Origin of the sequence: Amycolatopsis saalfeldensis (assembly GCF_900110575.1) — a bacterium.
In the GTDB taxonomy this organism is placed as follows: domain Bacteria; phylum Actinomycetota; class Actinomycetes; order Mycobacteriales; family Pseudonocardiaceae; genus Amycolatopsis; species Amycolatopsis saalfeldensis.
Genome location: NZ_FOEF01000013.1, coordinates 44257 through 68104, shown reverse-complemented (window position 1 = coordinate 68104; position 23848 = coordinate 44257). Strand labels below are relative to the sequence as shown.

The following is a 23848-nucleotide window of genomic DNA, read 5'->3' as shown; positions in this document are numbered from 1 at the left end:
GTCCAGACTATCGACCCGGATCGCGCACGGCTCGTGCGGCGCGGGCATCATGGGTATCGATGCCTCCCGACGCCCAGCGGTTCCGTCCGCCCCTGCAGACCCTGAGCACCCGTGTGGTCATGGCCGGGGTGTTCCTGGGCGCCATCATCGCGCTCGCCCTCAGTGTCACGTTCTCCTGGAGCGACGGCCTCGCCGGGGGGTCCGGCGGGGGCGAGGGCAAGCTCAACGCCGCCGCCCAGGAGGCCTTCCACGCGGCGCCCGGCAGCTGCCTGACCTGGGCCGCGGCCGACGCGTCGGACGCGCACAAGGTGCTCTGCACCCAGCCGCACCTGTTCGAGGTGACGAGCTCGGTCGACATCGGCGCGCAGTTCAACGCCCAGGCGCCGTTCCCGAACCTCGACCAGTGGCAGCAGATCGCGCAGGACAAGTGCAACGCCGACGTCCGCCCGTACCTCGGCCACGCGCTCGACCCGTACGGCAAGCTCACCACGAACCTGCTGCGCCCGACCGCGGACCAGTGGGGCAACGGCGACCGCCAGCTGCGCTGCGGCCTGCAGTGGGCGGGCCCGGGCGGCGGCCTCCAGCCGACCACCGGGGCGGCCAAGGACCAGGACCAGTCGCTGGTCTGGGCGCCGGGCACCTGCCTGGCGCTGGCCGGCAAGGGCATCGGCGACCCGATCGACTGCGGCCGGCCGCACTCGTACGAGATCATCGCGACGCTGGACCTGGCCTCGAAGTTCAAGGACGGCTACCCGAGCCAGAAGGACCAGAGCGCCTGGCTCGACACCGCGTGCGCCGACGCCGCGAAGACCTACACCGGCGGCGCCGACCTCAGCCAGAAGAAGCTGATCCTGGGCTGGGACCTGCGTGAGCAGGAGAGCTGGGACGCCGGGTCCACGAAGGTGAACTGCAAGGCCGCGGCCACCCTGGCCGACAACAGCGGGTTCCAGGCCGTGACCGGCAGCGTCAAGGACACCTCGAAGGCGCCGGCCTCGTCGTCGGCGCCGCCCAGCTCCTCCGGCGGCGGCTGACCCGTGCCCGTCGAGATGACCCGGGCCCGCTTCGAGGAGCTGGTCTCGGAGGCGCTGGACCAGGTGCCCGCCCAGTTCGCCGAGGCGATGGACAACGTGGTCGTGCTGGTCGAGGAGGACAACACCGAGTCGCCGGGCATCCTCGGGCTCTACCACGGCATCGCGCTGACCGAGCGCACCTCCGACTACGGCGGCGTCCTCCCGGACCGCATCTCCATCTACCGCCGGCCGATCCTGGGCATGTGCGACACCGAGGCCCAGGTCGTCGAGGAGGTCCTGATCACCGTGATGCACGAGCTGGGCCACCACTTCGGCATCGACGACGAGCGCCTGCACGACCTCGGCTGGGGCTGAGGAAACCGCATTTTCGGAACGCGGGATTTCCCGTTTCCGGCAGCTCGTGACCGTCCCAGCGCCGATCTGTCACCAATCGTGACTAGTCGATCACTGAATGGTGACAGTCGACTTACACTCTCACCAACAGTCAGGACCTGACTCCAGTGAGGGATCGCCGTGGGTCGAACACGCGCTGACAACCGGCTGCGGTGGCTGCTGTCGTCGAGCGCGGTGTCCAACCTCGGCGACGGCGTCGGCAAGGTCGCGTTCCCCCTGCTCGCCACCACGCTGACGCACGACCCGGTGCTGATCGCCGGGCTGGCGGCCGTGCAGTTCCTGCCGTGGCTGCTGTTCGCCGTGATCGCGGGGGCGCTGGTGGACCGCGTGGACCGGCGGCGGGCGATGGTGCTCGCGAACGTCGCGCGCGCGGCGATCGGCGGCTCGGTCGCGGTGCTCGTCGCGGCGGGCACGGTGAGCATCTGGCTGGTCTACGTCGCCGCCCTGCTCATCGGGACGGCCGAGACGGTCGCCGACAGCGCGGCGAACGCGCTCATCCCCGCCGTCGTCGGCGAGCACGATCTGGAAGGCGCCAACAGCAAGCTCCAGGCCTGCGAGATCGTCGGCCAGACGTTCCTCGGCGGACCGGTCGGCAGCACCGCCTTCGCGCTGTTCGCCACCTTCCCGTTCCTGCTCAACTCGGCCGGCTTCGCGATCGCCGCCGCCGTGCTGCTCGGCCTCGGCGGCACTTACCGGCCGAAGCAGGCCGAGCCGACGCGCTTCCGCAGCGACCTCGCGGACGGCGTCCGCTGGCTGCGCCGAAGCCCGCTGATGGTGCGGCTGCTCGCCGTCGCCGGGCTGCTCAGCCTGCTCAGCGAACTGGCGCAGGCCCAGCTGGTGCTCTACGCGCTCGACGACCTCAAGCTGTCCGACGCGACCTTCGGCCTGTTCGCCTTCGTCGGCGGCATCGGCGGGCTGGCCGGGGCCGCCTTCGCCCCGAGGCTGGTCCGCCGCTTCAGCCGGCGGGCGGTGCTGGTCAGCGGGGTCCTGTGCTGCGCCGCGGGCTTCGGCGGAATGGGGCTGACGCGGCAGCCGGTCGCCGCCGCGCTGCTGTTCGGGCTGTTCGCGGCCGCGATCGTGGCGGTGAACGTCGTGCTCGCGACGGTTCGCCACACGCTGGTCCCCGGCGAGCTGCTGGGTCGCGTGCTCGGGGTGTGGCGGACGGTCGTCTGGGGCGTGATCCCGGTCGGCGCCCTGCTCGGCGGCCTGCTCACGGAGGCGCTCGGCTCGGCGGGACGGACGTTCACCGCGTCGGGCGTCGCGCTGCTGGCGGTCACGGTTTTCGCAGCGGCTTCGCTCCGGCGGTTCCCCATCGATGACAAAACGGCCTCATCACGGCCAGTTCTGCCGCTCGACCAGTGAATCCGCCCGGCTTTGGTGCTGGAATAGCACATCACCCGGCGGTGCGGAGGTACGCGATGACCACAATCGACACCCCGCCGCTGCCGGACGACGACAGACAGACCGGTGACCCCGACCTCGACGAGAAGGCGCCTCGGGCGCGTCGGCCGCTGGTGCTGGCCGCCACCGCCGGCTTCGTCCTCGGCTGCTGTGTGCTCGGCCTGCTCTGGTCGCTGTCCGGCCAGCGCGGCGGCGCGAACGACGATGTGCTGGCGGCCTGCCAGAGCCTGTACCGGGCCGGCCACCTGCCCGACACGACCGGCGGTCACAGCGCCGCCGCCTTCACCCGGCTCTCCGACGACTCCGTCCACCGGGTCGCGGCCGCCTACGAGCTCGCGCAGGCGGCCGCCGATGCCGACGGCCGGTACCAGCCGCTGGCGCAGGGCCTCGGCACGGTGAACCAGATGGTGGTGACCAGCCGGTTCGACAGTGTCGCCGGGCAGGCCGCCATCGTCACCGTGCAGCAGCTCTGCGCGCGCGGCTGAGCCTCAGGCGCGGTGGACCGTCTTCACGCTGAGCTGGTTGCCGGGCAGGTTGCCGCCCGCGCAGCCGGTGCCCGGGTCGGCGATGAAGTTCGACGCGGTCTCCTGCGGCAGGTAGACCCGCAGGCCCTTGACCGGGGTCGGCTTGCACACCGCCGGGTCGAAGTTCCGCACCTGGACGAACTGGATGTCGGCCGCCGCGGACTGGCCGGGGTTCAGCTTGACCGCCGCGCCCTTCTCGCCGGCGCGGAACGCCGGCGGGCCGACCTGCTGCCCGTTGTCGCCGCCGACGTACGAGACGCCGGGGAAACCCTGGATGGTGCACGGCTTGCCGCTGGTGTTCTTGATGTTCAGCGGCCGGTAACTGGAGCCGGCGCCCGAGTCGCCCTGGCCAAGCGAAAGCGAGACGTCACCGGCCTTGCACAGGCCGTTGCCCGCCGCCGGGGCCGGCGCTCCCGTGCCGGCCGAGCTGTCCGGAGTGGACGGACTGGAACTGGCCGTGGCGGCGGGCGAAGCGCTCGACGACGGGGCGGGGCTCGACGTGGTGCTGGACGCGGTCGTCGTGCCGCCACCGCAGGCGGAAAGCAGTAGTGCGGCGGACGCGCCTGCCGCGGAAAGGAAAACCAGGGAAACCCGTGGTTTCTTGAAACTGAACATCTCACTCGCCTCCCTGTGCTGGGGTGAACCACTGTTCAGTGGACGTGCGGTCACAGCACCGGGTTGCGCCGGAACCGTGAATTCATCACCTGGCGGGCGGCGACCCGGGCGGGATTTTCCGACAAAACGTGGCGACACACAGCGAATTTACAACGCCTGATGGCGGCCCACCCGGTGAAGACTCGTGAGTGGAGTCCTTACAGCGGCGTGTCGACCCAGCTCAGGCAGCGCCAGCCGCCGTCCGGCTCGGCGAGCAGGTCGACGAAGGCGGTGTTCGGGATCAGCGCGCTGTTCGCGAGGTCGGGCGGCACGTTCGACGCGAGCCACTCCGCGCCCAGCCGGATCGCCCCGCCGTGGCTGACCAGGACGACGGTGGCGTCCGGACCGTCGTGCTCGTGCTTCGCGCGCAGCTCGGCGGCCGCGTGGAGCATGCGGGCCCGGACCTCCGCGCCCGACTCGCCGCCGGGGATCCGCGCGTCCAGCTCGCCGAGCGTCCAGCGGCGGACGGTTTTCATGTAAATCTCGATCGACTCGCGGCCGGTGTGGTCCTCGAGGTCTCCGGCGGCGACCTCCTTGACGCCCTCGATCACCTGCACCTCGAGGCCCAGCGCCTCGGCCAGCGGCGCGGCGGTCTGCTGCGCGCGCGTGGCCTGCGAGGCGTACACGGCCACGATCGGCTCGCCGCCCAGCCGTTCGGCGAGTGCCCGCGCCTGCTCCTGCCCCAGCTCGGTGAGCGGCGGCCCGGGCAACGCCGTGTCCAGCGCGCCCCGCAGGTTCCCGGACGTCTGACCGTGGCGGACCAGCAGCAGCCTCACGCGCCTTCCCCCTTCACCACGGCGTCGGCCCAGGCCTGCGCGTCGAGGAAATCCTGGTTGCCGGCCCCCGGCTCGATGGTGGCCACGACCCCGTCGGCACGCGGGTGCGAACCGAGGAACCGCACGTGACAGCGGCGGCGCAGGGCGGCCATCGCGTCGACGATCCGGGGCTCGGCGACGTGCCCCTCGAAGTCGATGAAAAAGCGGTACTCGCCGAAGTTGTTGCGCGTGGGCCGCGCGTCGAGGCGGGTGAGGTTGATGCTGCGGCCGGCCAGCTCCGCGAGCAGCTCGGCCAGCGTGCCGGTGCGGTTCACCGCCGCCGCGACGATCGAAGTCCGGTCCGCGCCGGTCGGGGCGGGCAGCTCGCCGGGGCGGCGGACCATGAGGAAGCGCGTCTGCGCGTCGTGGACGTCCGCGACGCCCGTGGCCAGCACCTCCAGCGGGTAGTGCTCGGCGGCGACCGGCGCGCAGACGGCCGCGTCGAAGTCGCCGTTGACCACGCCGACGGCCGCGCCCGCGGTGGAGGACGACGCCACCGGCGTGGCGCCCGGCAGGTTCGCCTCCACCCAGTCGCGCACCTGCGCGAGCGCGTGCGGATGGCTGGCGACGGTCTTGACCTCGCCCCCGCCCGGGCGGGTCAGCACGCTGAAGTGGATGGGCAGGATCGTCTCGGCCACCGCGACCAGCGGCTCGCCGTCGCTGAGCCCGTCGAGCGTCGTCGGCACCACGCCCTCGACGGAGTTCTCGATCGGCACGCACGCGGCGTCCGCGGCGCCTTCGCGCACGGCCGCGAGCGCGAGCCGGACCGTCTCGTAGGGGGCCAGGTCCTCGCCGGGCGCGAGCGCCCGGGCGGCCTGTTCGGTGAAGGTGCCCTGGGGGCCGAAGTACGCGATCCGCAACACCTCGCCAGGCTACTTACCCCGCACGTGGCGACTTTCACTCGGACAGCCGGTACGCCAACCGGTTACGCCGGGTGGCGTTTTTTGCCATGCTAGAGCCGTGACCGCCGAATCGGGCACACACACCGGGCGCGAAGACGTCGGTGCGCCGGCCTCGCCGCGGGCGCCGGAACTGGTGTTGTGCGCCGTCGATGAACCGCTTGCCGCCGCGTGGACCGATGCCCTCTCCACCCTCGCCGATCCCGGTGGCCGGGTCCGGGTGCACCGCGGCTCGGTGCTCGACGTCACCGCCCAGGCCGTGGTCAGCCCGGCGAACTCGTACGGCTGGATGCGCGGCGGGATCGACGCGGTCTACGCCCGCGCTTTCCCGGGGGTCGAGCAGAGCGTCCGCAGCGCGGTTCTGGCTTCGTACGGCGGTGAACTGCCGATCGGCGAGTCCGTGATCGTCCCGACGGGCGAGGCCGAGCCGGCCTGGCTGATCAGCGCGCCGACCATGCGCGAACCCGGTGAGGTGCTGCCCGCCGACACCGTCCACCCGTACCTGGCGGCGCGCGCGGTGTTCCTGCAGTGGCGGCACGGACAGCTCGATCACGGGCCCGTTCACGACCACGTCACCACCATCGCGATGCCGGGCCTCGGCACCGGCGTCGGCGGCGTGCCACCGGCCGTCTGCGCGCGGCAGGTGGCCGCGGCGTGGGAGGAAGTCTTCGGCCACCGTCGTCACGCTCGGTGATCTCGGCCGTCCGCAGGATAGGGGCGCGTGCATCACATCACAGCGCGTTCACGTGTGGTTGGCCCTACCGTTGAAGGCGCATTTGACGCCAGCCAGCGCAGGCGACGGTCGAGGAGTGTGCGATGACCCGGGTGCGTGAACTCAGCCCCTACGTCGAGCTTCACCGGGATCAGTGGCGTGAGCTGCGCAGTTCGACGCCACTGCCGCTGACCGCCGACGAGCTGGTGCGGCTGCGCGGGCTCGGCGAGCAGGTCGACCTGGCCGAGGTCGCGGAGGTCTACCTGCCGCTCTCGCGCCTGATCAACCTGCAGGTGAAGGCGCGCCAGCAGCTGTACGAGGCCACCACCACGTTCCTCGGCGACGACTGCCGCGACACGAAGGTCCCGTTCGTGATCGGCATCGCGGGAAGTGTCGCGGTCGGCAAGTCGACCACGGCCCGAATCCTGCGCACGCTGCTCGCCCGCTGGCCGGATCACCCGCGCGTGGACCTGGTGACCACCGACGGCTTCCTGTACTCGCGCGCCGAGCTGACCCGCCGCGGCATCATGCACCGCAAGGGCTTCCCGGAGAGCTACGACCGCCGCGCGCTGCTGCGGTTCGTCACCGAGGTGAAGTCGGGCGCCGAGCACGTGTCGGCGCCGGTGTACTCACACCTCGCGTACGACATCCTGCCTGGTGAGGAGCAGGTGGTGGAGCGGCCGGACATCCTGATCATCGAGGGCCTGAACGTCCTGCAGCCCGGGCCGCGCCTGACCGTTTCGGACCTGTTCGACTTCTCCATCTACGTCGACGCCCACACCGGCGACATCGAGCGCTGGTACGTGGAGCGCTTCCTGAAGCTGCGCCACACGGCGTTCTCGGACCCGGCTTCGCACTTCCACCACTTCGCCGGCCTGCCCGACGACGAGGCCCGCGAAGAGGCCCGGCACCTGTGGCGCACGATCAACGAGCCGAACCTGATGGAGAACATCAAGCCGACCCGTCCCCGGGCGACCCTGGTGCTGCGCAAGGACCCGGACCACTCCATCAACCGCGTCCGGCTCCGCAAGCTCTGAACCCTCGGTTCACTCACACGGCCTCGCCGAGTGACCCTGGGCTGGCCGATCGGCCGATCGGCCAGTGCTTTCCTAACCGGTTGGCCGATACCGGGCCGCCCTGGCGAAAGCGACCCTGAACTCACCAGGAAAAACCGTCTGACCTGGGGAGGAGGCCACCATGCTCACCATCGTCCTGACCTGGATCGGCGCAGTACTAGGCCTGACCCTGCTGGTGGCCATGGCCGCCGGCACCTTCGTCGTCGACTTCGACGAGGCCCTACGAGAACGCCGCTCGAAGGCGGCCGAGGTGATCCCGGGACCGACCGGGCCGACCGCTTAGGGCGCTGCCCCTCTATCCACACCCAGCCCCGGATGTGGACAACTCACCCCCCAGCCCCATCGAAACCCCGGCCCGAGCACCCCCACCCGATAGACTGGACGTGGGACGCCCCCCGAGGTGGGCGGGGGTTTCGGAAGTTGGACTCGGTAATTGAGTCTAGGCAGCGAGGGTCTGGGTCCGGTATTGCACCGGGCTCAGACCCTCGCGGTGTGTGTGGCCCCGGCCGGTGTTGAACCAGGTGATGTAGTCGTCCAGCGCGGTGGTGAAGGCGTCGGTGCTGAGGTAGCCGGTGTGGTGGAACATCTCTTCCTTGAGGTGGCCGAAGAAGCTCTCCATGACCGCGTTGTCGTAGCAGTTGGCCTTGCGCGACATCGATGGTGTCGCTCCTGCAGTGGTCAGCAGGTGCCGCCAGGACTGGTGCTGATAGTGGAAGCCCTGGTCAGAGGGCACGATCGGTGCCTGTCCCGGTGCCAGCGTCGCCAGGGCATCGCGCAAGCACGAGCTGGTGAGGTTCAGGTTGGGTGAGGTGCCGACCGAGTAGGAGATGATCTGCCGGTCGAACAGGTCCATCACCGGCGAGAGGTAGACCTTGCGGTCGCAGACGCGGAACTCGGTGATGTCGGTGACCCACTTCTGGTTCGGTGCGGTCGCGGTGAACTCCCGCTTCAGCACGTTGTCGGCGATCTTGCCGACCATGCCCTGGTAGGAGACATAGCGCCGTCGGCGGCGGATCAGGCAGACCAGACCCAGCTCGCGCATCAGCGTGAGCACGGCTTCTTCGCGACCTGCCAGCCAGCTTTGCGCAGCTCACAGTGCACGACCCGATGCCCCCGGCGCCGGTTCTCCTCGAAGGTGGCGGTGATCGCCGCTTTCAGCTCGGCTCGGGGATCGGGCCGCCTCAGGCGGGCCTGGTGGTAGAAGAACGTCGACCGGGCCAGCCCGGCGGCAGCGAGCAGGTGTTCGAGGGAGTGCTCAGCCTTGAGCGACACGACGGCGCGGACCTTCACCGCGGTCGTCGCTCCCTCAAGGCACGCACTTTTCCCAGGTAAGCGACCTCTGCTTGGAGCCGGGCGTTCTCCCGCCGCAGCCGCTTCAGCTCGCTGACCTGGTCAGGGGCACTATCAGAGGCGCCCGGTGGCCGGCCTCTGGGCTTCGGGCGCAGTGCGTCCTCGCCCTCGCGCCGGTAGATCCGGGCCCACCTCTTGACCACCGCCGGAGACGACAGCCCCAGCTCGGCGGCCAGCTCTCCGGCCAGGAAACGCCGCACCGCCGAGCGCTTGACCTCGAACGAGAACGATCCCTTGACCGGCTTCCTCACCAGCGCAAGCCTGCCATGCAGCTTCCACCGCCGATACACGCTCCGCACCGGCCAGCGGGCCACGCCCATCGACCTCGCTACCGAGGTGTCCCCCCAACCCCGCTCGAACAACGCCACAGCCGCCTCACGCTGCCCCTCCGACAACGCACTACGTGGATCCATACAACAACTCCCCGGAAGCTGGAACTGAATTCTCAGTCCAACTTCCGGGGAGCACTTCAGTGGGCGGGGGTTTCGTACCGGGTCAGACCTGTTCCAACGCCTCGCGGTACCCGTCCAGGTCGTAGTCCAGCCGGTCTTCGCCGGTCTCCTCGAGCTGGCCCTCCAGCACCGCGACCAGTTCCCCCAGCACCTCGTCGCGCGAAAGGCCCCGCTCGGCCAGCCGCAGCGCCGCCGGCCAGACCTCCTCGGGGGAGTCGTCCCAGAGCTGGTCGACCAGTGTCGTCTTCAGCGCCAGGTGCAGGCGCGGCTCGCCGTCGAAGGAGTCGTCCGCCAGCGACTCGTGGTACTCCGGGTGCTCGCCGATCACCAGCAGCCGGCGCTGCTCCGGGTCGCCCGGGTCGAGGTCGGTCAGCTCCTCGTCGCCGATCACCGTGTTCAGCGACGGCACCGCGAACCGGCGGCGCTCGACCACGGCCAGCACCTCCTCCGGCGACTCGGTGCCGTCGAGGTAGTCGTTCGGCTCGTCCTCGTCCGGCTCCTCGGCGAGGTACTCCTCCAGGTACTCCGTGACGTCCGCGACCAGCGCCGCCACCGCGACCTCCGAAAGCCCCTCGCGCGCACCCGCCCACGCGGCCCACGCCAGCACCACCGGCGCCAGGGCGTCCTCGTCCTCCAGCTCGTACTCGCCGCCGAGCAGCGCCTCGAGGAACCGCGCCAGCTTCTCCGGCCCGACGCGCAGCGGATTCGCCGGCTCGGTTTCACACCCGTGGTCCACGAGAAGCCGCGCGATCTCCCGCTCCTCCAGCCCGGACGCCGCGACGAACTCGTCCACCGCCGCCTCGCGCCGCGCGGGCGCCCACTCCTCCACCTCGAGCGACGCCGACGGCTCGGGCAGCGCCCGGCACCAGGTCAGCGCGATGGCGTGGAACCGCGCGTAGTCCGCGCCGACCTCGGGCTCTTCCATCCCGTCGGTCTCGGCGATGCCGTCGACGAGCAGCCGGTGCGCGTCCGCGGGCTCGATCTTGTCCAGCACCACCAGCTCCGCGTCCTCCGCGGCCTGCGCGCGCATCTCGGTGAGCACCTCGATCGGCGCGTCGATGACCACGAGGTCGCGCACGCGGCCGCGCTCGGTGAAGTCGAGCAGCGCCAACAGCCCCAGCGTCGCGTCGCCGCGGGAGAACACACACAGCAGCGAGGATTCGTCGCCGTAAACGTCGCCGGTGCGCCAGCACTCGCCGACCGTCACCTGGCCGACCGACGCCGCCCACTCCGGCTCCGGAATGCCGCGGCCCAGCACCACGCCGAGCGCGTCGGCCGCCGCCGTGCGCTCCTCTTCGGTCTCCGCGACGACCTTCAACGCGGCCAGCAGCGCCGCCGCCCCGGGCGTGATCTTGCGCTGCGCGAACGCGATCAGCTCCAGCCCCAGCTGCTCGCCGCCCTCGGCGTCACCTTCGATCGCCAGGTCCCACCACTGGCCGAGCACCTCGGACGCGAGCAGCTCGACGTCGAACGGGCCGGGCTCGGCCGCCAATCCGGAGAAGTCCCGGAGGACGTCCTTGAACAGACCGTTCACGCTGTGCGCTGCGGGCTGCGGGTTCTTCTTGCGGGCGCGACTCACCGGGCTCATGCCGAACATCGTTGCATCGACGGCGCCAGCGGGGACTCGCGGGAGCTTGGTCGCCGCGGGCCCACGGGTGGTTCCGGCTCCTCGGTCGGGCGAGTGACCACGTTTCGGCTGGTCAACGAGTCCGCGACGGGCCGGTTCAGCTGGTCAACGAGTCCGTCGCGGCCTGGCTGCGGGGCTTGGGCAACGCGATCCGGGCCGCGCGCACCTCGGCGATCAGCCGCGTCTTGCGCCGGTGCACGGTCACCAGATCGGCCAGGTAGCCGGTGAACTCCTCCGCCGTCCCCGCGCGCTTGTGCAGCGTCCGCAGCTTCTTCAGGTGCTTCGCCGCTTCGCGGTAGGACTGTGGGTCCTTCTGCTCGATCAGCCGCTCGACCTGGGTGCGGTAGACGGGGATCGTCTCGGCCGGGTGCTCGGCTTCGCGCAGCGCGGCCAGCTCGACGCGCAGGTCCAGTGAGCCGCCGAAGCGGACACACGCGCGCCACGCCTCGTCCGGCCGTCCCTCGGCAAGCAGGGCGCGCGCAAGTTCCTCGGCGCCTTCCTCGGTTTCGCCCGCGCACTCGCGAAGCTGCTTCAACGCGCCGACACGCTGTACGGACCAGACACCGGCCTCGACCGACGCCTCCCGCAACGCGAGGTACGTGACCTGCCCCGGCTCGGCGTCGAACTCCTTGCGGCGCAAGGCAACCGTCTCGTCCTCGGGCTCCGGCGGCGCGGGCGCCTTGTGTGGCGTGAGCGCTCGCGCGGCGTGCGCGATGGCCTCACTGTGCCGTCCGGCCGCGCGAAGCACCCGCACGATCTTCAGGCTGACGTCCACCCGCGGCGGCTTCGCGGACAGGATGGCGACGAGCCCGTCGACGTCCCCGCGAACCTCGGCCAGCTCCTCCAGCAGCCGCTCCGCGACGTCACGGCGGTACCCGGTGGCGCCGGCCGCGACGACGTCGTCCACAGTGGACTTGATCCGGTCGAGTCCGCGTTCCCCCAACGCTTTCGCGAATTCGGCCAGCTCGATCACGGGCCGGCCGAGCCCTTCGAACTCGACCTCGAGGATCCAGTCGGCGAGCTGGCCGGGGTCCGGCGGCCGCGCAACGCACGCCCGGGCGTACAGCTCGACGGCGCGCTCCAGCCGGTCACCGAGATCACCCGACGGGTCTCCGGACTGCTCCAGCATCTCGCCGATGTCGTCGACCGTGCGGCGCGCCAACGGGGCGAGGTCCGCGCGGCTGCCCGCGTCGAGCAGCCGCTGCAGCGTGTCCAGCACCGCGCCGACCTTCGCGGTGTACTCCATGTTGCCGTCGGACACGGCGGTGTCGAGCAGGCGGTGCGCCTCCGTCACGTCACCGGATTGGGTGGCGGCGCGCAATTCGAGTGAATGCCGTAACTCAGGGTCACGCTGCGCTTGGGCGTACAGCAGCTCCGCCATCGTCTCCGCATCCAACGTACGCAGGTAGGGCCGCAGATCCGGGGGACCAGTCACGCGCATCAGTCTGCCGCATGGCCTCTGTCGTGCGTGTGGGCCAACTGCGTGCTCTTTCCGGAGCAACCGCGCACCGCGGGTCACCGGCCCGCGGCCTGCGGATATGCGGCGTTCGGGCGGGCCTGACCGACGTGGTAGTCAGTCCCGGTGAACCTTGAGGACCTCACCCAGCGCCTCCGCGACTTCGCCGCCGCCCGCGACTGGGAACCGTTCCACACCCCGAAGAATCTCGTCATGGCGTTGTCCGGCGAAGTGGGTGAGCTGATCTCCCTGTTCCAATGGCTGACGCCCGAGGAGGCCGCCGCCTGGCGCACCGATCCCACGATGGAGTTCAACGTCCAGGACGAAATCGCCGACGTCACCCTCTACCTGGTCCGCCTCGCCGACTCACTGGGCATCGACCTCCTCGCCGCGGCCAACGCGAAGATCGACCGCAACGAAACCCGTTTCCCCCCAGTGGAGAGATGACCGCAGCCGGCTAGGAACGGCCGGCCGCCGCGCCTTTCTCCCCCACCAGCCACCCCCCGACCAGCAGCCCGACCCCGATGACGGCGAAGAAGACCCCCGCACCCACCCCGGCCCCACCGAACATCGCGATGACGGTGACGAACATCAGCACCAGCCCGATCCCCATCATCACCCGCCCGCCCACCCTCGCCGACCCCTGACGCGGCGCGACCGCAAGACCGTCGGTCGGCGCATCCACGGGATGCGGTGCGGCCCTGCGAGGCGCCGAACGTGGAACCACGGAACCGGCAACGTCGTCAGGGTTCGGCTCAACCCGCTGCGCGGGAACAGCCACCGGCGCGAATTGCCGCTTTTCCTCCTGCCGGACCGGTTCCTGCGACCCCGTCGACTCTTGCGGCCCCGTCGACTCCCGCTGTCTTGTCAATTCCTGCGACCGCGCCGACTCCCGCTGCCGCGCCCGGCCCTCCGGCCGCATCGACTCCTCGGACCGCATCCGCTCCTGCAGCCGTGCCGCCTCCTCCGACCGCACCCACTCCTCCAGCCCCGCCGAATCCCGCTGCCGCGCCCACTCGTCCAGCCGCGCCGAGTTCCCCGCCCATCCCGAGTCCTCTGCCCGCGCCGAATCCCGCAGGCTCAACTCCTCCAGCCGCCCCAACCCCTCCGCCCGCGCCGAATCCACCGAGCCCGCCCACCGCGCCACTTCCGTCGGCTCCACCACCGGCCACACCGGCGCCCCCTCCGAACCTCGCGCCGCAGCGGAGTCGCCCGTCTCGAATCCCAGCGCGGCCTCCGCCTCCCTAACCGCCACCACCTCAGCGCCCAGCTCGACAGCCCGCGCCAGCCGCGGCTCACCCGTCGGCACACCGTCGTCGTACGCGAGGTGCGTAACCGAGGCCGTCAGCTTCTTCGCCAGCTGCACACCCTCGGCGAGCACGCGGGCGCGCAGCCGGTCCGCCGCTGCCGTTGTGCCGAGGACCAGCACGCGCGTCACCCTCCCGGGACCCGTGGGCCGGAGGCCGTCGACGATCTCCGGGACGTCGAGAGCCGCCGCGACCTGGCGCAATTCACCGTGCTCCGCCGCCGTCACCACGCCATCCGCCTCCACGACCGAGCGCAGAGCGGCCACAAAACTCTCGTGGATGCGCCGGACATCCGGCTCGGTCATCCCGGCGTCGGCCGCGAGCCCGGCCAGCGCCCAGACCTCTTCGCTCGACAGGTGCTGGTCGCCGACGGACTCCGCGAGCAGGTCCAGATAAGCGCACGCCACCGTCGGGTCCGAAGGCCCGGCGACGATTCGGTCGACCACGCCCGACATCCAGCCGTTCTCGACGACGTCACCGTCCGGGCGGCGGAGAATCCGGCCGCCGGGCGCGAATCGCGGCAGCTCCGGGAACCGCGGCGGCGCCGTGAAGCCGAGGCCGTGCGCGCCGATGAGCGTGGTCATCACCCGCGCGCACACCCCGGCCGACGCCGACGCGAGGTACGGCGGGTAGTCGCCGACGCCGAGCGCCCGCGCGATCGTGCCCAGCCGGTAGTTCGGCAGGCGCACCACCTCCTGCGCCGCGCGCATCGTCGAAACCCCAGGCAGCACCGGCAGCCGGCCGCCCAGCCGCGCGATCTCCGCGGCGAGGAACCCCGAGGTCAACGGCAGATCGTGCGCCACGACCACGGCGCCGCGGCACAAATCGAGCAACGGCCCGAGCACATCGCCGAACGATGGCGCCCCGGCCAGCTCCTCCCCGTCGATCCGATGCGGTCCGGGCGGCAGCGGGTACCCGGGCGAGACGAGCGTCGCCAGCTCGCCGCGCACCGTCCCGTCCGCGCGGACGCGCACCACCCCGAGTTCGACGACGCGGCCCGTACGCAAGCCCGTGGTCTTCACGTCGATCGCGGTGAAGTCGGCTTCACGCGCGGAGACCCGTCCGTCTCGCGTAAGCGGCAAGAATTCGATCAACTCGGCCATGGCCAACGTACTTTCTGCCGGAGGAGGTTCGGGTGAAGATCGTCCACGGCCCGTCGAATGTGACACTATTTCCACCAGTTCCGGAATCCGTGACGCTCCTGTGACGATAAACCAGGACCGTTCGAGTGACACTGGACATTTTCACGCCAACTGCACGTCATCGCCGTAACGCGGCCGGGTTCTCCCGCGAAAATATCCTCACCAACTTGCCCTTGAGGAACGAGGAATTCCCGAATGCACCCCACTCCACCCTCCGCGGCGCGCCCCGGGCGGCGTTTTCCGAAGTGGCTGATGGCCACGCTAGGCGTTTTCGTGGTCCTGTTCGTCCTGGGCGCGATCTTCGGCAAGGCTCCCGAAACGCCGACGCAGCCGCTCGCAGCCCCGGCGGCGCCGACCACACCGTCGCCCTCGTCCTCGTCGATCGCTCCGCCGCCACCGCCCACGTTCACTGTCGACAAAGTGACCGACGGCGCCACCGTCGAACTCGCCGGCAGCGACGGAACCCACCGGACGGTGCACGTACTCGGGGTCACCGTCCCGACCGGGAACAACTGTTACGCAGCGGAAACGCTGAGCTGGGCGACCACAAAACTCGTCGGCGCCCCGGTCAAGCTGACCACCGACACCGCGACCGGCGTCGCGCTGGCCCTGACCGACGGCACGGACTACGCGTCCGCGGCAATCTCCGGCGGCTTCGCCAAGTACGCCGCCGACGCCGTCTCGACGTCACTCCAAGCGCTGCAGAACACGGCCAGCCAGACCGCCGTCGGCCTGTGGGCCGCGCCCTGCAACGGCACCATCGACGCCCCGACGCCGGCCCCACCCGCACCCCCGGCCGCCCCCGCACCTGCTCCCGCGAAACCGGCGCCCGCCCCCACCACCGAAGAGCCGGCCCCGGCACCCGACAATTCCTCATCCGTCTACTACAAGAACTGCGCCGCCGCCAAGGCCGCTGGTGTCACTCCGCTGCTTGTCGGCGAGCCCGGATACCGAAAAGCGTTGGACCGCGACGGCGACGGCGTGGCCTGCGAAAAGTGAATCTACCCGGGAATCATTTTCCGACTCACGGGGTAGTGAGATAAGCCTGTGCGATCCGCGCGTAAACCACGACATTGTCGCGGTAGTTCCCGGTCGAGTGGTCGAAGTCGCCGCCACAGGTGATGAGGCGCAGTTCCGGGGTCGGGGTGTCGCCGTAAACGCGGTCGGTCGGGAACTGTGATTTCGGATAACGGTCGACGCGGTACACGGTGAAGACGGCGCTTGTCCGGTCCGCGCGGCTGACCACGACCTGTTCGCCGGGGCGCATGTCCTTGAGGCGGAAGAAAACCCCGGGCACCTTGCGGTAGTCGACGTGCGCCGCCACCACCGCGGGGCCGACCTGGCCGGGCGTGGGACCGCCGGTGAACCAGCCGGCGGTCAGCGCGTCCTTCGGCACCTCGAGGGCGCCCTCGGTCGTGAGGCCGAGCTCGACGAGGTGGTCGACGCGCACGCCGATGGCCGGGATCTCGAGCGCCGCGGGCTTCGACGGCGTCTGCACCTTCGCGACGGGCAGCCGGGTAGCCGACGGCGTCGGCTCGCTCACCGACGCCGGCGGCCCGCCCGTCGCGAGGACCGGCTGCACGCCCTCCGTCGGGGACGGCGCCTGGAGGAACGCGGCGATCAGCAGCACCGCCACCGCCACGACGAGAACGGCGCCGACCAGGAGCGCCCGGACCCGCATCAGCTCGGACGCCGGCGCAGGTAGAGCACCATCCCGCCGGACGCGCCCGCCGCGAGCAGGACGCCGGCCCCGATGAGCAAGCCGCCGCCAGTCTCATCCGGCTCGCCGCCGCCGGTCGCGACACCGCCGACGGGCTTCACCTTCACCTGAGGCTCAGTTTTCACCGGCGTCCGGGTAGAAGTGGTCGTGGACGTTTCCGGAATTGTCACCGAAGTAGCAGAGCCGCCCTCTGACGGATTCTGCGATGACGTCGGCGTGCTGCTCTGAGTGGGCCGGTGCGGCAGCGATTCGCACGCGATGCCGTCATGATCGGCATCCAGCCCATTCGGATCGGACTTGTCTTGGTCGAGCACGGCCTGCGCGTCCTCCTGGTACGTGAAGTCGCTGCAGTTCTTGTCTCCCACCTGCGCGAAGGCCAGTTGGACCGGCGCGATCAAGATGAACCCGGCGACGACGCCGACCAGGCCGAAGGCACGACGAAATGAGGACAACGGAGTGGTCCTTCCAAGGGGAAATGGGGATGATGCGTGGTAAGTATCGCGATTCCCCGAGGACTGTTACGGGCGATTTCCCAGCCAACGTCCACTGTTCCGGAAATGGCGGTCCGTCCACCTGATCGGGTATATCCGGTGATTTTTCGCCCGCGCCGGACGGGGCTCCCGCCACCAGCCGCCCGTGGCGTCGGGCACGGAGGGCGGCCACGCCGCTCGCACACCCCGTAACCTGGCGGTATGCCGATCCAGGTGCTGCTCGTCGACGACCACGAACTGGTCCGCCGCGGCCTGCGCGACCTCCTCGGCGACGAGACCGACATCGAGGTCGTCGCCGAGGCCGGCAGCGTCGAGGAGGCGCTGGCGGTGGCCATGCACGTCGAGCCGGACGTGGCCGTGGTGGACGTCCGCCTCGGCGACGGCGACGGCATCACCCTCTGCCGCGAGCTGCGGTCCAAGCCCAGCCCGCCGGCCTGCCTCATGCTCACCGCCTTCGACGACGAGGAGGCCATGGTCGGCGCGATCATGGCGGGCGCGTCGGGTTATCTGCTCAAGCAGGTGCGGGGTCAGGACGTGGTGAACGCCGTGCGCGAGGTCGCCGCCGGCCGTTCCCTGCTCGACCCGCTCAGCACCGCCCGGGTGCTGGACAAGCTCCGCCACCCGCCCACGGACGACCTCGCCGCCCTCACCGACCGCGAGCGCGACGTACTGGAGCTCATCGGCCAGGGCATGTCCAACCGCGAGATCGCCGAACGCCTCTTCCTGGCCGAGAAGACGGTCAAGAACTACGTCACCTCGGTCCTCGCCAAGCTCGGCATGCAACGCCGCACCCAGGCCGCCGCCTGGATCGCCCGCCGCGGCAAGTAATGCCGGAGATACGCACCCCCCCCCCGTCGTTTTCGATGGATCCGGCCTACCACCACTGGCAGACCTTCGGTGTCGAGCGACGCGTGCTGGTGGTCGCGCGGACAGTCACCACCGTGACGCGCTTGCTGGACGTGCTGTCGCTGTTCGAGGACGACCCCCGCGTCCAGCCCTTCTTCACCTTCGATGGGTCGAACCCAGCGATCTTCAGTGCCGGGCTGCCGGAATTCCTCCACAGCCTGGGGACAACCGTCGTGCCCTGGGCACAGGCCGTCAAACCTGGGTTCGACCTAGCGATCGCGGCGAGTGAGAACGACGACCTCGCCGAGCTGCCGTCGCCGGTGCTGCTGATCCCGCACGGGATCGGGCACCAGAAGTACTACCCGCGCACCGAGATCGTGTCCGGCCTGAACCCGTCGCGGTTACGCGGCAAGCGCTTGCGACTCGGGCTCTCGCACGGCAACCAGCTGCGCCACCTCGACGGGAACGCCCCGCCCACCGTGGTCATCGGCGACCCGTGCCACGACCGCATGCTGGCCAGCGCCCATCGGGTGCCGCACTTCCGGCGGCTGCTCGGCGCGGACTCGCGGACCCACGTGGTGCTCGCCTCGACGTGGGGCCCTGACTCCCTGGTCGGCACCGATCACCTGGTGCCACAACGGTTTCTGGCCGAGCTGCCACTGGACGAGTACCGCGTGAGCCTGGTGCTGCACCCCGGCGTCTGGTCGGCGCACAGCCCGTTCCAGGTCCGCGCCGCCCTGGCTACGGCGATCCGCGGCGGGCTCACCGTGATCCCGCCCCAGCACGGCTGGCAGGCGACGCTGCTCTCCGCCGACTGCGTGATCTCCGATTGCGGCTCGATGCCCCTCTACGCAACGGCGGCCGGCGTCCCCGTGATCATCGGCAGCCCCATCTCGGACACCGTGGTGAGCGGCTCCCCGCTCGCGGAACTGCTCACGAAGGCCCCGAGACTCGTTAGGTCCGACCTAGCAAGCCAGATCAACGCCACGATCGAGGCCGGCCCCGTCCCCGGCATCGCCGAACAGGCGGTGGAGTACCCGGGCAAATGCGCGGAGATCCTCCGCCCGCTGCTGTACGCCATGCTCGACCTAACGGAACCGGCTCGCCCTGCCGTTTTTCCACCGCTTGGAGACCCCGCTCCACAGGTCCAGCCGCCGACGACGCTCCGCGTGGCTGTCCACAACGAGGGCGCCACGCTGGCAGTCACCCGCTTTCCAGCCGCCGTCCCCCACACTGGTGAGCCCCTGCCCGGCACTCACGTGGTCGCGCATGCCGAGTTGTCCACACTCGCCGATCTGGAAGGCGCCGCCGTCATCCACCGAGACCGGACCGACGACTTCCCCGCCTGGGCCGCCGAGACCGCCCGCCGCCGCCCGACCGCCCGCCTGATCGCCGCCACTGCCCCAGGCCGCTGCCTGATCCGCACCGAAGACGGCGCCACGACAACCCTCGCCGTTCCCCCCGACGTCGACCCGCTGGCCGTCGCTTCAGCCGCCTACTGGCACGCGGTGCGAAACCTCCCCCTGACTACCCTGCGTTTCCGCCTGGGCCCCCACCAGATCACCGCCGAAGCCGACTGACACCACTCCCCGCCCGACCCGCCTCGCCACAGACCCGCGCATCCTTGCGGACCCGAGCTTTCCCGCCGACCAGCGCTTTCCCTCGAACTCACGCTTCTCCCCGCGAACCCGCGTTTTTCCCCTGCGAACCCGCGCCTCCCCGCGAACCCGCATCTCCCCTGCGAACCCGCGCCTCCCCGCGAACCCGCATCTCCCCTGCGGACCCGTGCTTCCCGCGGACCAGCGCTTCCTCGCGCACCCGCACCTCCCCTGCGAATTCGCACCTCCCCTGCGAACTCGCCCCCGGCGGACCCGTACGTCCCCACGAACTCGCACTTCCCCAGATCCGCACGTCCCCGCCGCCCAATGCTTCCCGTGGACCGAGTTCCCCTAGCCGGACGCCCACCCGCGGATCCCCCAACTGCCAACCCTCGCCCGCCGACAGCCTGCTCCTGGCCACCCGCCCTTCACCCAGGCCCCAGCAGCCCGCCACCACAACTGGCCCGCACCTCAGCCCACCAACCGATGCAGCCTGCATCACCACATCGCCGCGCCCCTGTACGCGGAGCGCGCAACCTGCACAGCCGCGTCGTCACACTCCCGCCCGGCAACCAAATCAGCGCGCCCACGGCCCGTCCGCGCAACCGCACCCGAAGCCGCAAACCCTCCACCCACCCGCGCAAAGCTCACCGAAGCCCGTAAAGCAGCTTCCCGTAAAGCCGCGCCTGCGCCGGATGCCCGGCCGCCGAGTACCGCTGCCACACGCCGAGCCAGTGTTGCCGCGCCGTGTCGGGACGGGTCGAGCGCCATTCGGCGTCGCCGAGGGTCTCGGCGATCTCGAGGTCGTACTGGTTGCTGCCGGCCGCGTTGGCCAGCCGCCAAGCCTCGTGGAGACGGTCCACCGCCTGCTGCGGCCGGCCCTCGCTGATCAGCAGCTTCGCCTCGACGAGCCGGACCTGCGCGCGGTCGCGGTGACGATCCGGCGGCACGCACTCGTCGGCCTCGGCCAGCAAGCTCCGGATCTCGGAGCCGCCTCGCAGCAGCAGCACGTTCGCCAGCATCCGCGCGTGCAGGCCGCGGCCTCGCCGGCCAACCTCACCGAGGCCCCGGCTGATCTCGAGCGCCGCGCCGAACCACTGCGCCGACTCGTCGAACTGCCCCTGCTCGCGGTGGAACAACCCGTGGAACTCGGACACCGAAGCCCGCAGCTGCCGATTGACCGCCGACCCCGGATCGGCGACGTTCGCCAGCGCTGCCTCAGCATGGGCGAACTCGGGCACGGCCCGGTCGAACTCGCCCATCAGCGAGAACAGCCGGGCCCGCTGGCTGCGAATTCGCGCCAGCAGCGCGTGGTCCTGCATCGCTTCCGCCGACAGTGCACCCTGCTCCTCGATTTCGAGCAGCTCGCGATGAAACCCGCGGTTCAGCGCGACGATCTCCAACGCCCCACAAATCTGCGTGAGCTGGACGTGCAGACCCCGTTCGAACGCCGGCCGGGCCAGCGCCCGCAACGCAGGCAGCTCCGCCGCGAGCCAGTCCACGGGCCGCCCTGGGAAGACCGCCTTCGCCGCGTCCGGTGGCAAGTCCCTTTCGTACAGCCACAACCGCGGCTCCACGTCAGCCTGCACCGCCCAGTCGCGGTAGAAGTTGACGAGCCGCACGAACGCGTCGTCGATGCCGCTGGTCTCGCCGGTCCGTCGCACGGCCTGGCGCGCCTGGTTCCCGAGCCGCAGCCGATCGTCCTGGTCGACAGTCACGAGAACCTGCGCCCGCAGATCGGCGAGCCCCGACAGGACTTCCGGCCGTCCGGCGATCGCCGTGGCCGCCTCGAGCGTGAAACTCGGGCCGGGGAACACCGTGAGCAATCGGCAGAGTTCCGCCGATTCCGCAGGCAGCCCGGCGAACACCTCGTCGAAACCCTGACTCACCTTGCCGAGCGACCCGCCGTCGCGCAGCTCCTCGGCGACGGCCCGCAGCGGTGACGCGACGAGCCCCGCCCGACGCCGAACCAGATGGGCCGCCGCGACGAGCACGGCCGGGAAGCGATCGCAGTGCGCCAGAAGATCTTGCGCGCCTTGGGGATCCCGCTGCACGACGTCGATCCCGCAAAGCGCCTCGAGCAGCTGGCGGTCGCTGCCGGGCTCCAGTTGCCCGAGCGGAACCTGCCGCGCGAAATCGAACACGAAGTCGTCGACCGGACCCGCGGTCAGCGCCAGCACCAGGCTCATCGGCGCCGACGGAACGAGTCCGTGGAGATCCTCGACGCCCTCGGCGTTGTCGAACACGAGCAGCAGCCGCATCGGCGCGAGCACCGTCATGTACTGGGCGGCAAGAACCTCGTCGGACGCGCCGATCAGCTCGACGCCCAGCCTCGCCAGCACCGCGGTCTTGATTCGGTTGCGCCCCAACGGCATTCCGGGCCCGTCACGGAAGTCGGCGAGGTCGAGCAGGAGCGCACCGTCCGGGTACGAAGTTGCTGCGTGTTGCGCGAAGTGCTGCGCCAGCGCGGTTTTCCCGATACCGGGCGGGCCGGAGAGGACGGCGGTTCCGGTGGCGCCGCGCAGCTGCTGCCACGTCGCGACCCGGTCGACGAAATGCGGCGAGGACACCGGGATCTGCGGCTTGGCGCGGTCGTTCGACAGCTCGGCGTCAATCAGGTCCCGCAGCTCACGGACGGCTTCGGGGTTTTTCTCCAATAGCCGCTGGACGGCCTTCTCCAGCGCCACCGGGTCGTCCCCGAAACGTCTGGTCACCTTGGCCCACAGGTACTCGGCCACCTTGCCGCCGACGGTGAATGCCAGCGCGACACTCTGCTTGACCAGTTCTGCCTGCAGTGTGTCCCCAGCCACGGACGCCCCCCTCCCGAGTCGTGCAGCCCACGCTAGCAGCGAAGGTGAGGGGCGTCATGGTCCGTGAAAACCTGCCCCGAAACCGACCGACTGGCCGATCGACGACCGTCCTCGGTCACCGAACGCCACGGTTCGGGTGAACCGGCAGCCCCAACTTCACTCGTTCGAGAGTCGAATACATGTTCGATTTCCCGATACCATCTTCACCAGATGAACGGCGAGCCTCCCGCTCGCCGCACTGGGGATTGGTTCGCCGGAAAGGAAGGAGCGCCTCACATGACGCGTGAAGGCTAGAGCCGTCGGAGAGCGCGAGCCGGAACCGCTAGCCGGAACACAGTCGAGCCGTGGTCGTGCCGGCGCACAGCTAGTCCAAGGGAAGATCAAAGGCGACGAGCGTGCCCAAGCTCGGCGAGGAGTTGATGAAGAACTTCCCGCCGGCTGCTTCGGCGCGCTCGGCGAGGTGCCGCAGACCTCGGGTGGCGACGCCCTGGGGCACGCCGGAACCGTTGTCGCGCACGCGGAGTTTCACGCCCTCCGCGTCCCGGGTGAGGGAGACGCGCGTTTCGCTGGCGCCCGAATGTCTGACCACATTGGACAGTGCCTCGCGCAGGGCCGCCCGGATGTGATCGGCCGGCACGGCGGGAACGTCGGCGAACTCGCCGGACAGCTCGAGGGTCGGCGGGTAGCCGAGCAGTTCACCGGCGATCCGGACTTCGCCGCGCGCTGATTCGGCCAGGTCGGCGGGGGTGCCGGTGTCGTGCCGTGGCTCGGGTGAGCGGAGCGCGCGGACGGTGCCGCGAATCTCCTCGATGGTCTGGTCCAGCTGGTCGATGGCGTCGGAAAGCCGCGCGCCGTCGGCCTGGGCGAAACGCTTGCGCATGTTCCGGCGGACGCGGTCGAGCTGCATGCCGGCGCCGTAGAGCCGCTGCACGATCACGTCGTGCAGCTCGCGGGCGATGCGCTCACGCTCCTGGTAGAGCGTCACGCGGTGTCGTGCGTTGGCGCCCTCCGCGAGCGCGAGCACCACGCCCGCCTGCGCGGCGAACGCCGCGAGCATCTCGACAGTGCCCGCGGAAAACGGTTCGCTCCCCTGCCGCCGGTACACGGTGAGCGCGCCCAGCACGCGTCCACCGGAGCCGAAGGGCGCGGCGGCGAACGGGCCGTAGCCGCGGAGTTCGTCGGGCACGTACGGTGCGGTCCGCGGGTCGACGAGGAAGTTGTCGCTGGCCACCGGCTCGCCCCCGCGTGCGACCCGACCGGCGGCGGAGTCCGCCGGCAGGGTCAGTCCGCGCAGCGTGTCGTCGGCACCGCTGACGTCGTGCGCGGCCTCGACCACCACGCGGCCGTCGTCGGCGCTGACCATGGCCAGGCCGAGGTCGGCGTCGGCGAGTTCGGCGGCTCGCGCCACGACGGTGTCCAGCACCGCCTCGGGGTCGTCCCCGGAAAGCGCGGTGCTGGTGATCTCGGTGGCGGCGGAAAGTGCGCGCGCGGCAAGAGTCGGGTCCATGAGCAGTACCGACCCTAGCGCGACGCCCGCCCCGCGA

General features: G+C 70.7%; 21 protein-coding genes and 1 pseudogene. 11 read left to right on the top strand and 11 right to left on the bottom strand.

Features of this window, described 5'->3' with window-relative positions:
* The first annotated feature begins 59 nt into the window (after positions 1-59).
* The 4 genes from BMY97_RS26805 (at position 60) to BMY97_RS26790 (ending at position 3310) form a co-directional block, all read left to right on the top strand.
* Positions 60-1031 carry a septum formation family protein gene (locus BMY97_RS26805; protein ID WP_091621408.1) on the top strand — a complete coding sequence of 324 codons (972 nt, stop codon included), beginning with the start codon at positions 60-62 and terminating at the stop codon, positions 1029-1031.
* A 3-nt stretch (positions 1032-1034) separates the two neighbouring features.
* Positions 1035-1385 (top strand): metallopeptidase family protein, encoded by a 351-nt coding sequence (locus BMY97_RS26800; RefSeq protein ID WP_091621406.1) that lies wholly within the window; start codon positions 1035-1037, stop codon positions 1383-1385.
* 159 nt (positions 1386-1544) lie between these two features.
* Positions 1545-2786 (top strand): MFS transporter, encoded by a 1242-nt coding sequence (locus BMY97_RS26795; protein WP_091621403.1) that lies wholly within the window; start codon positions 1545-1547, stop codon positions 2784-2786.
* Positions 2787-2842: 56 nt separating this feature from the next.
* The gene (locus BMY97_RS26790) at positions 2843-3310 is read left to right on the top strand and encodes a hypothetical protein (RefSeq protein WP_091621401.1); all 468 of its coding nucleotides are present in this window, start codon (positions 2843-2845) and stop codon (positions 3308-3310) included.
* Between the two features lie 3 nt (positions 3311-3313).
* Here BMY97_RS26790 and BMY97_RS26785 read toward each other — a convergent pair whose 3' ends face one another.
* From BMY97_RS26785 to pheA, 3 genes are all read right to left on the bottom strand, one after another.
* Positions 3314-3964 carry a DUF4232 domain-containing protein gene (locus BMY97_RS26785; RefSeq protein WP_091621398.1) on the bottom strand — a complete coding sequence of 217 codons (651 nt, stop codon included), beginning with the start codon at positions 3962-3964 and terminating at the stop codon, positions 3314-3316.
* Between the two features lie 197 nt (positions 3965-4161).
* Positions 4162-4779, bottom strand: a complete 618-nt coding sequence (locus BMY97_RS26780) for a histidine phosphatase family protein (protein WP_091621395.1) — start codon at positions 4777-4779, stop codon at positions 4162-4164.
* Positions 4776-5681 carry a prephenate dehydratase gene (gene pheA / locus BMY97_RS26775; protein WP_091621392.1) on the bottom strand — a complete coding sequence of 302 codons (906 nt, stop codon included), beginning with the start codon at positions 5679-5681 and terminating at the stop codon, positions 4776-4778. Before pheA ends, BMY97_RS26780 begins: the two co-directional genes overlap by 4 nt.
* Positions 5682-5778: 97 nt before the next feature.
* On the opposite strand from pheA, the gene BMY97_RS26770 reads away from it, so the two are divergent.
* From BMY97_RS26770 to BMY97_RS47230, 3 genes are all read left to right on the top strand, one after another.
* Positions 5779-6411, top strand: a complete 633-nt coding sequence (locus tag BMY97_RS26770) for a macro domain-containing protein (RefSeq protein WP_091621389.1) — start codon at positions 5779-5781, stop codon at positions 6409-6411.
* 122 nt (positions 6412-6533) lie between these two features.
* A complete protein-coding gene (gene coaA / locus BMY97_RS26765; protein ID WP_091621386.1) occupies positions 6534-7466 on the top strand; it encodes a type I pantothenate kinase in 933 nt (310 codons plus the stop codon).
* Between the two features lie 160 nt (positions 7467-7626).
* Positions 7627-7788 carry a hypothetical protein gene (locus BMY97_RS47230; protein WP_177231568.1) on the top strand — a complete coding sequence of 54 codons (162 nt, stop codon included), beginning with the start codon at positions 7627-7629 and terminating at the stop codon, positions 7786-7788.
* 156 nt (positions 7789-7944) lie between these two features.
* Here the strand turns inward: BMY97_RS47230 and BMY97_RS49635 are convergent.
* The 3 genes and pseudogenes from BMY97_RS49635 to BMY97_RS26750 form a co-directional block, all read right to left on the bottom strand.
* Positions 7945-9174, bottom strand: a pseudogene (locus BMY97_RS49635) (IS3 family transposase); the annotation flags it as partial.
* Between the two features lie 176 nt (positions 9175-9350).
* A complete protein-coding gene (locus tag BMY97_RS26755; RefSeq protein ID WP_091621909.1) occupies positions 9351-10895 on the bottom strand; it encodes a hypothetical protein in 1545 nt (514 codons plus the stop codon).
* Positions 10896-11031: 136 nt separating this feature from the next.
* Positions 11032-12369, bottom strand: coding sequence for a DUF6880 family protein (locus tag BMY97_RS26750; protein ID WP_342744054.1), 1338 nt, complete (start codon positions 12367-12369; stop codon positions 11032-11034).
* 147 nt (positions 12370-12516) lie between these two features.
* Here BMY97_RS26750 and BMY97_RS26745 point away from each other — a divergent pair, with 147 nt between their 5' ends.
* Complete coding sequence (locus BMY97_RS26745) at positions 12517-12837, top strand: nucleotide pyrophosphohydrolase (protein ID WP_091621381.1); 321 nt, start codon at positions 12517-12519, stop codon at positions 12835-12837.
* A gap of 10 nt (positions 12838-12847) precedes the next feature.
* Here the strand turns inward: BMY97_RS26745 and BMY97_RS26740 are convergent, their stop codons facing one another.
* Entirely contained in the window at positions 12848-14800 is a 1953-nt protein-coding gene (locus BMY97_RS26740; RefSeq protein ID WP_091621378.1) for a 3'-5' exonuclease, read from the bottom strand.
* Between the two features lie 291 nt (positions 14801-15091).
* Between BMY97_RS26740 and BMY97_RS26735 the strand changes: the two genes are divergently transcribed.
* A complete protein-coding gene (locus BMY97_RS26735) occupies positions 15092-15838 on the top strand; it encodes a thermonuclease family protein (RefSeq protein WP_245787509.1) in 747 nt (248 codons plus the stop codon).
* 25 nt (positions 15839-15863) lie between these two features.
* Here the strand turns inward: BMY97_RS26735 and BMY97_RS26730 are convergent, their stop codons facing one another.
* Both BMY97_RS26730 and BMY97_RS26725 read right to left on the bottom strand, forming a co-directional pair.
* Complete coding sequence (locus tag BMY97_RS26730) at positions 15864-16520, bottom strand: class F sortase (RefSeq protein ID WP_091621373.1); 657 nt, start codon at positions 16518-16520, stop codon at positions 15864-15866.
* Positions 16520-17011, bottom strand: a complete 492-nt coding sequence (locus tag BMY97_RS26725; protein WP_091621370.1) for an excalibur calcium-binding domain-containing protein — start codon at positions 17009-17011, stop codon at positions 16520-16522. The genes BMY97_RS26730 and BMY97_RS26725 overlap by 1 nt, the downstream gene beginning before the upstream one ends.
* A 240-nt stretch (positions 17012-17251) precedes the next feature.
* Here BMY97_RS26725 and BMY97_RS26720 point away from each other — a divergent pair, with 240 nt between their 5' ends.
* Both BMY97_RS26720 and BMY97_RS26715 read left to right on the top strand, forming a co-directional pair.
* On the top strand, positions 17252-17878 hold the full coding sequence (locus BMY97_RS26720) for a response regulator (protein WP_091621367.1): 627 nt from the start codon (positions 17252-17254) through the stop codon (positions 17876-17878).
* Positions 17879-17913: 35 nt separating this feature from the next.
* Positions 17914-19476 carry a hypothetical protein gene (locus BMY97_RS26715; RefSeq protein ID WP_091621365.1) on the top strand — a complete coding sequence of 521 codons (1563 nt, stop codon included), beginning with the start codon at positions 17914-17916 and terminating at the stop codon, positions 19474-19476.
* 665 nt (positions 19477-20141) lie between these two features.
* On the opposite strand, the gene BMY97_RS26710 is transcribed toward BMY97_RS26715, so the two are convergent.
* Together BMY97_RS26710 and BMY97_RS26705 are read right to left on the bottom strand one after the other, a co-directional pair.
* A complete protein-coding gene (locus tag BMY97_RS26710) occupies positions 20142-22304 on the bottom strand; it encodes a P-loop NTPase family protein (protein ID WP_091621362.1) in 2163 nt (720 codons plus the stop codon).
* Positions 22305-22668: 364 nt separating this feature from the next.
* Complete coding sequence (locus tag BMY97_RS26705; protein ID WP_091621359.1) at positions 22669-23811, bottom strand: GAF domain-containing sensor histidine kinase; 1143 nt, start codon at positions 23809-23811, stop codon at positions 22669-22671.
* Positions 23812-23848: the final 37 nt, after the last annotated feature.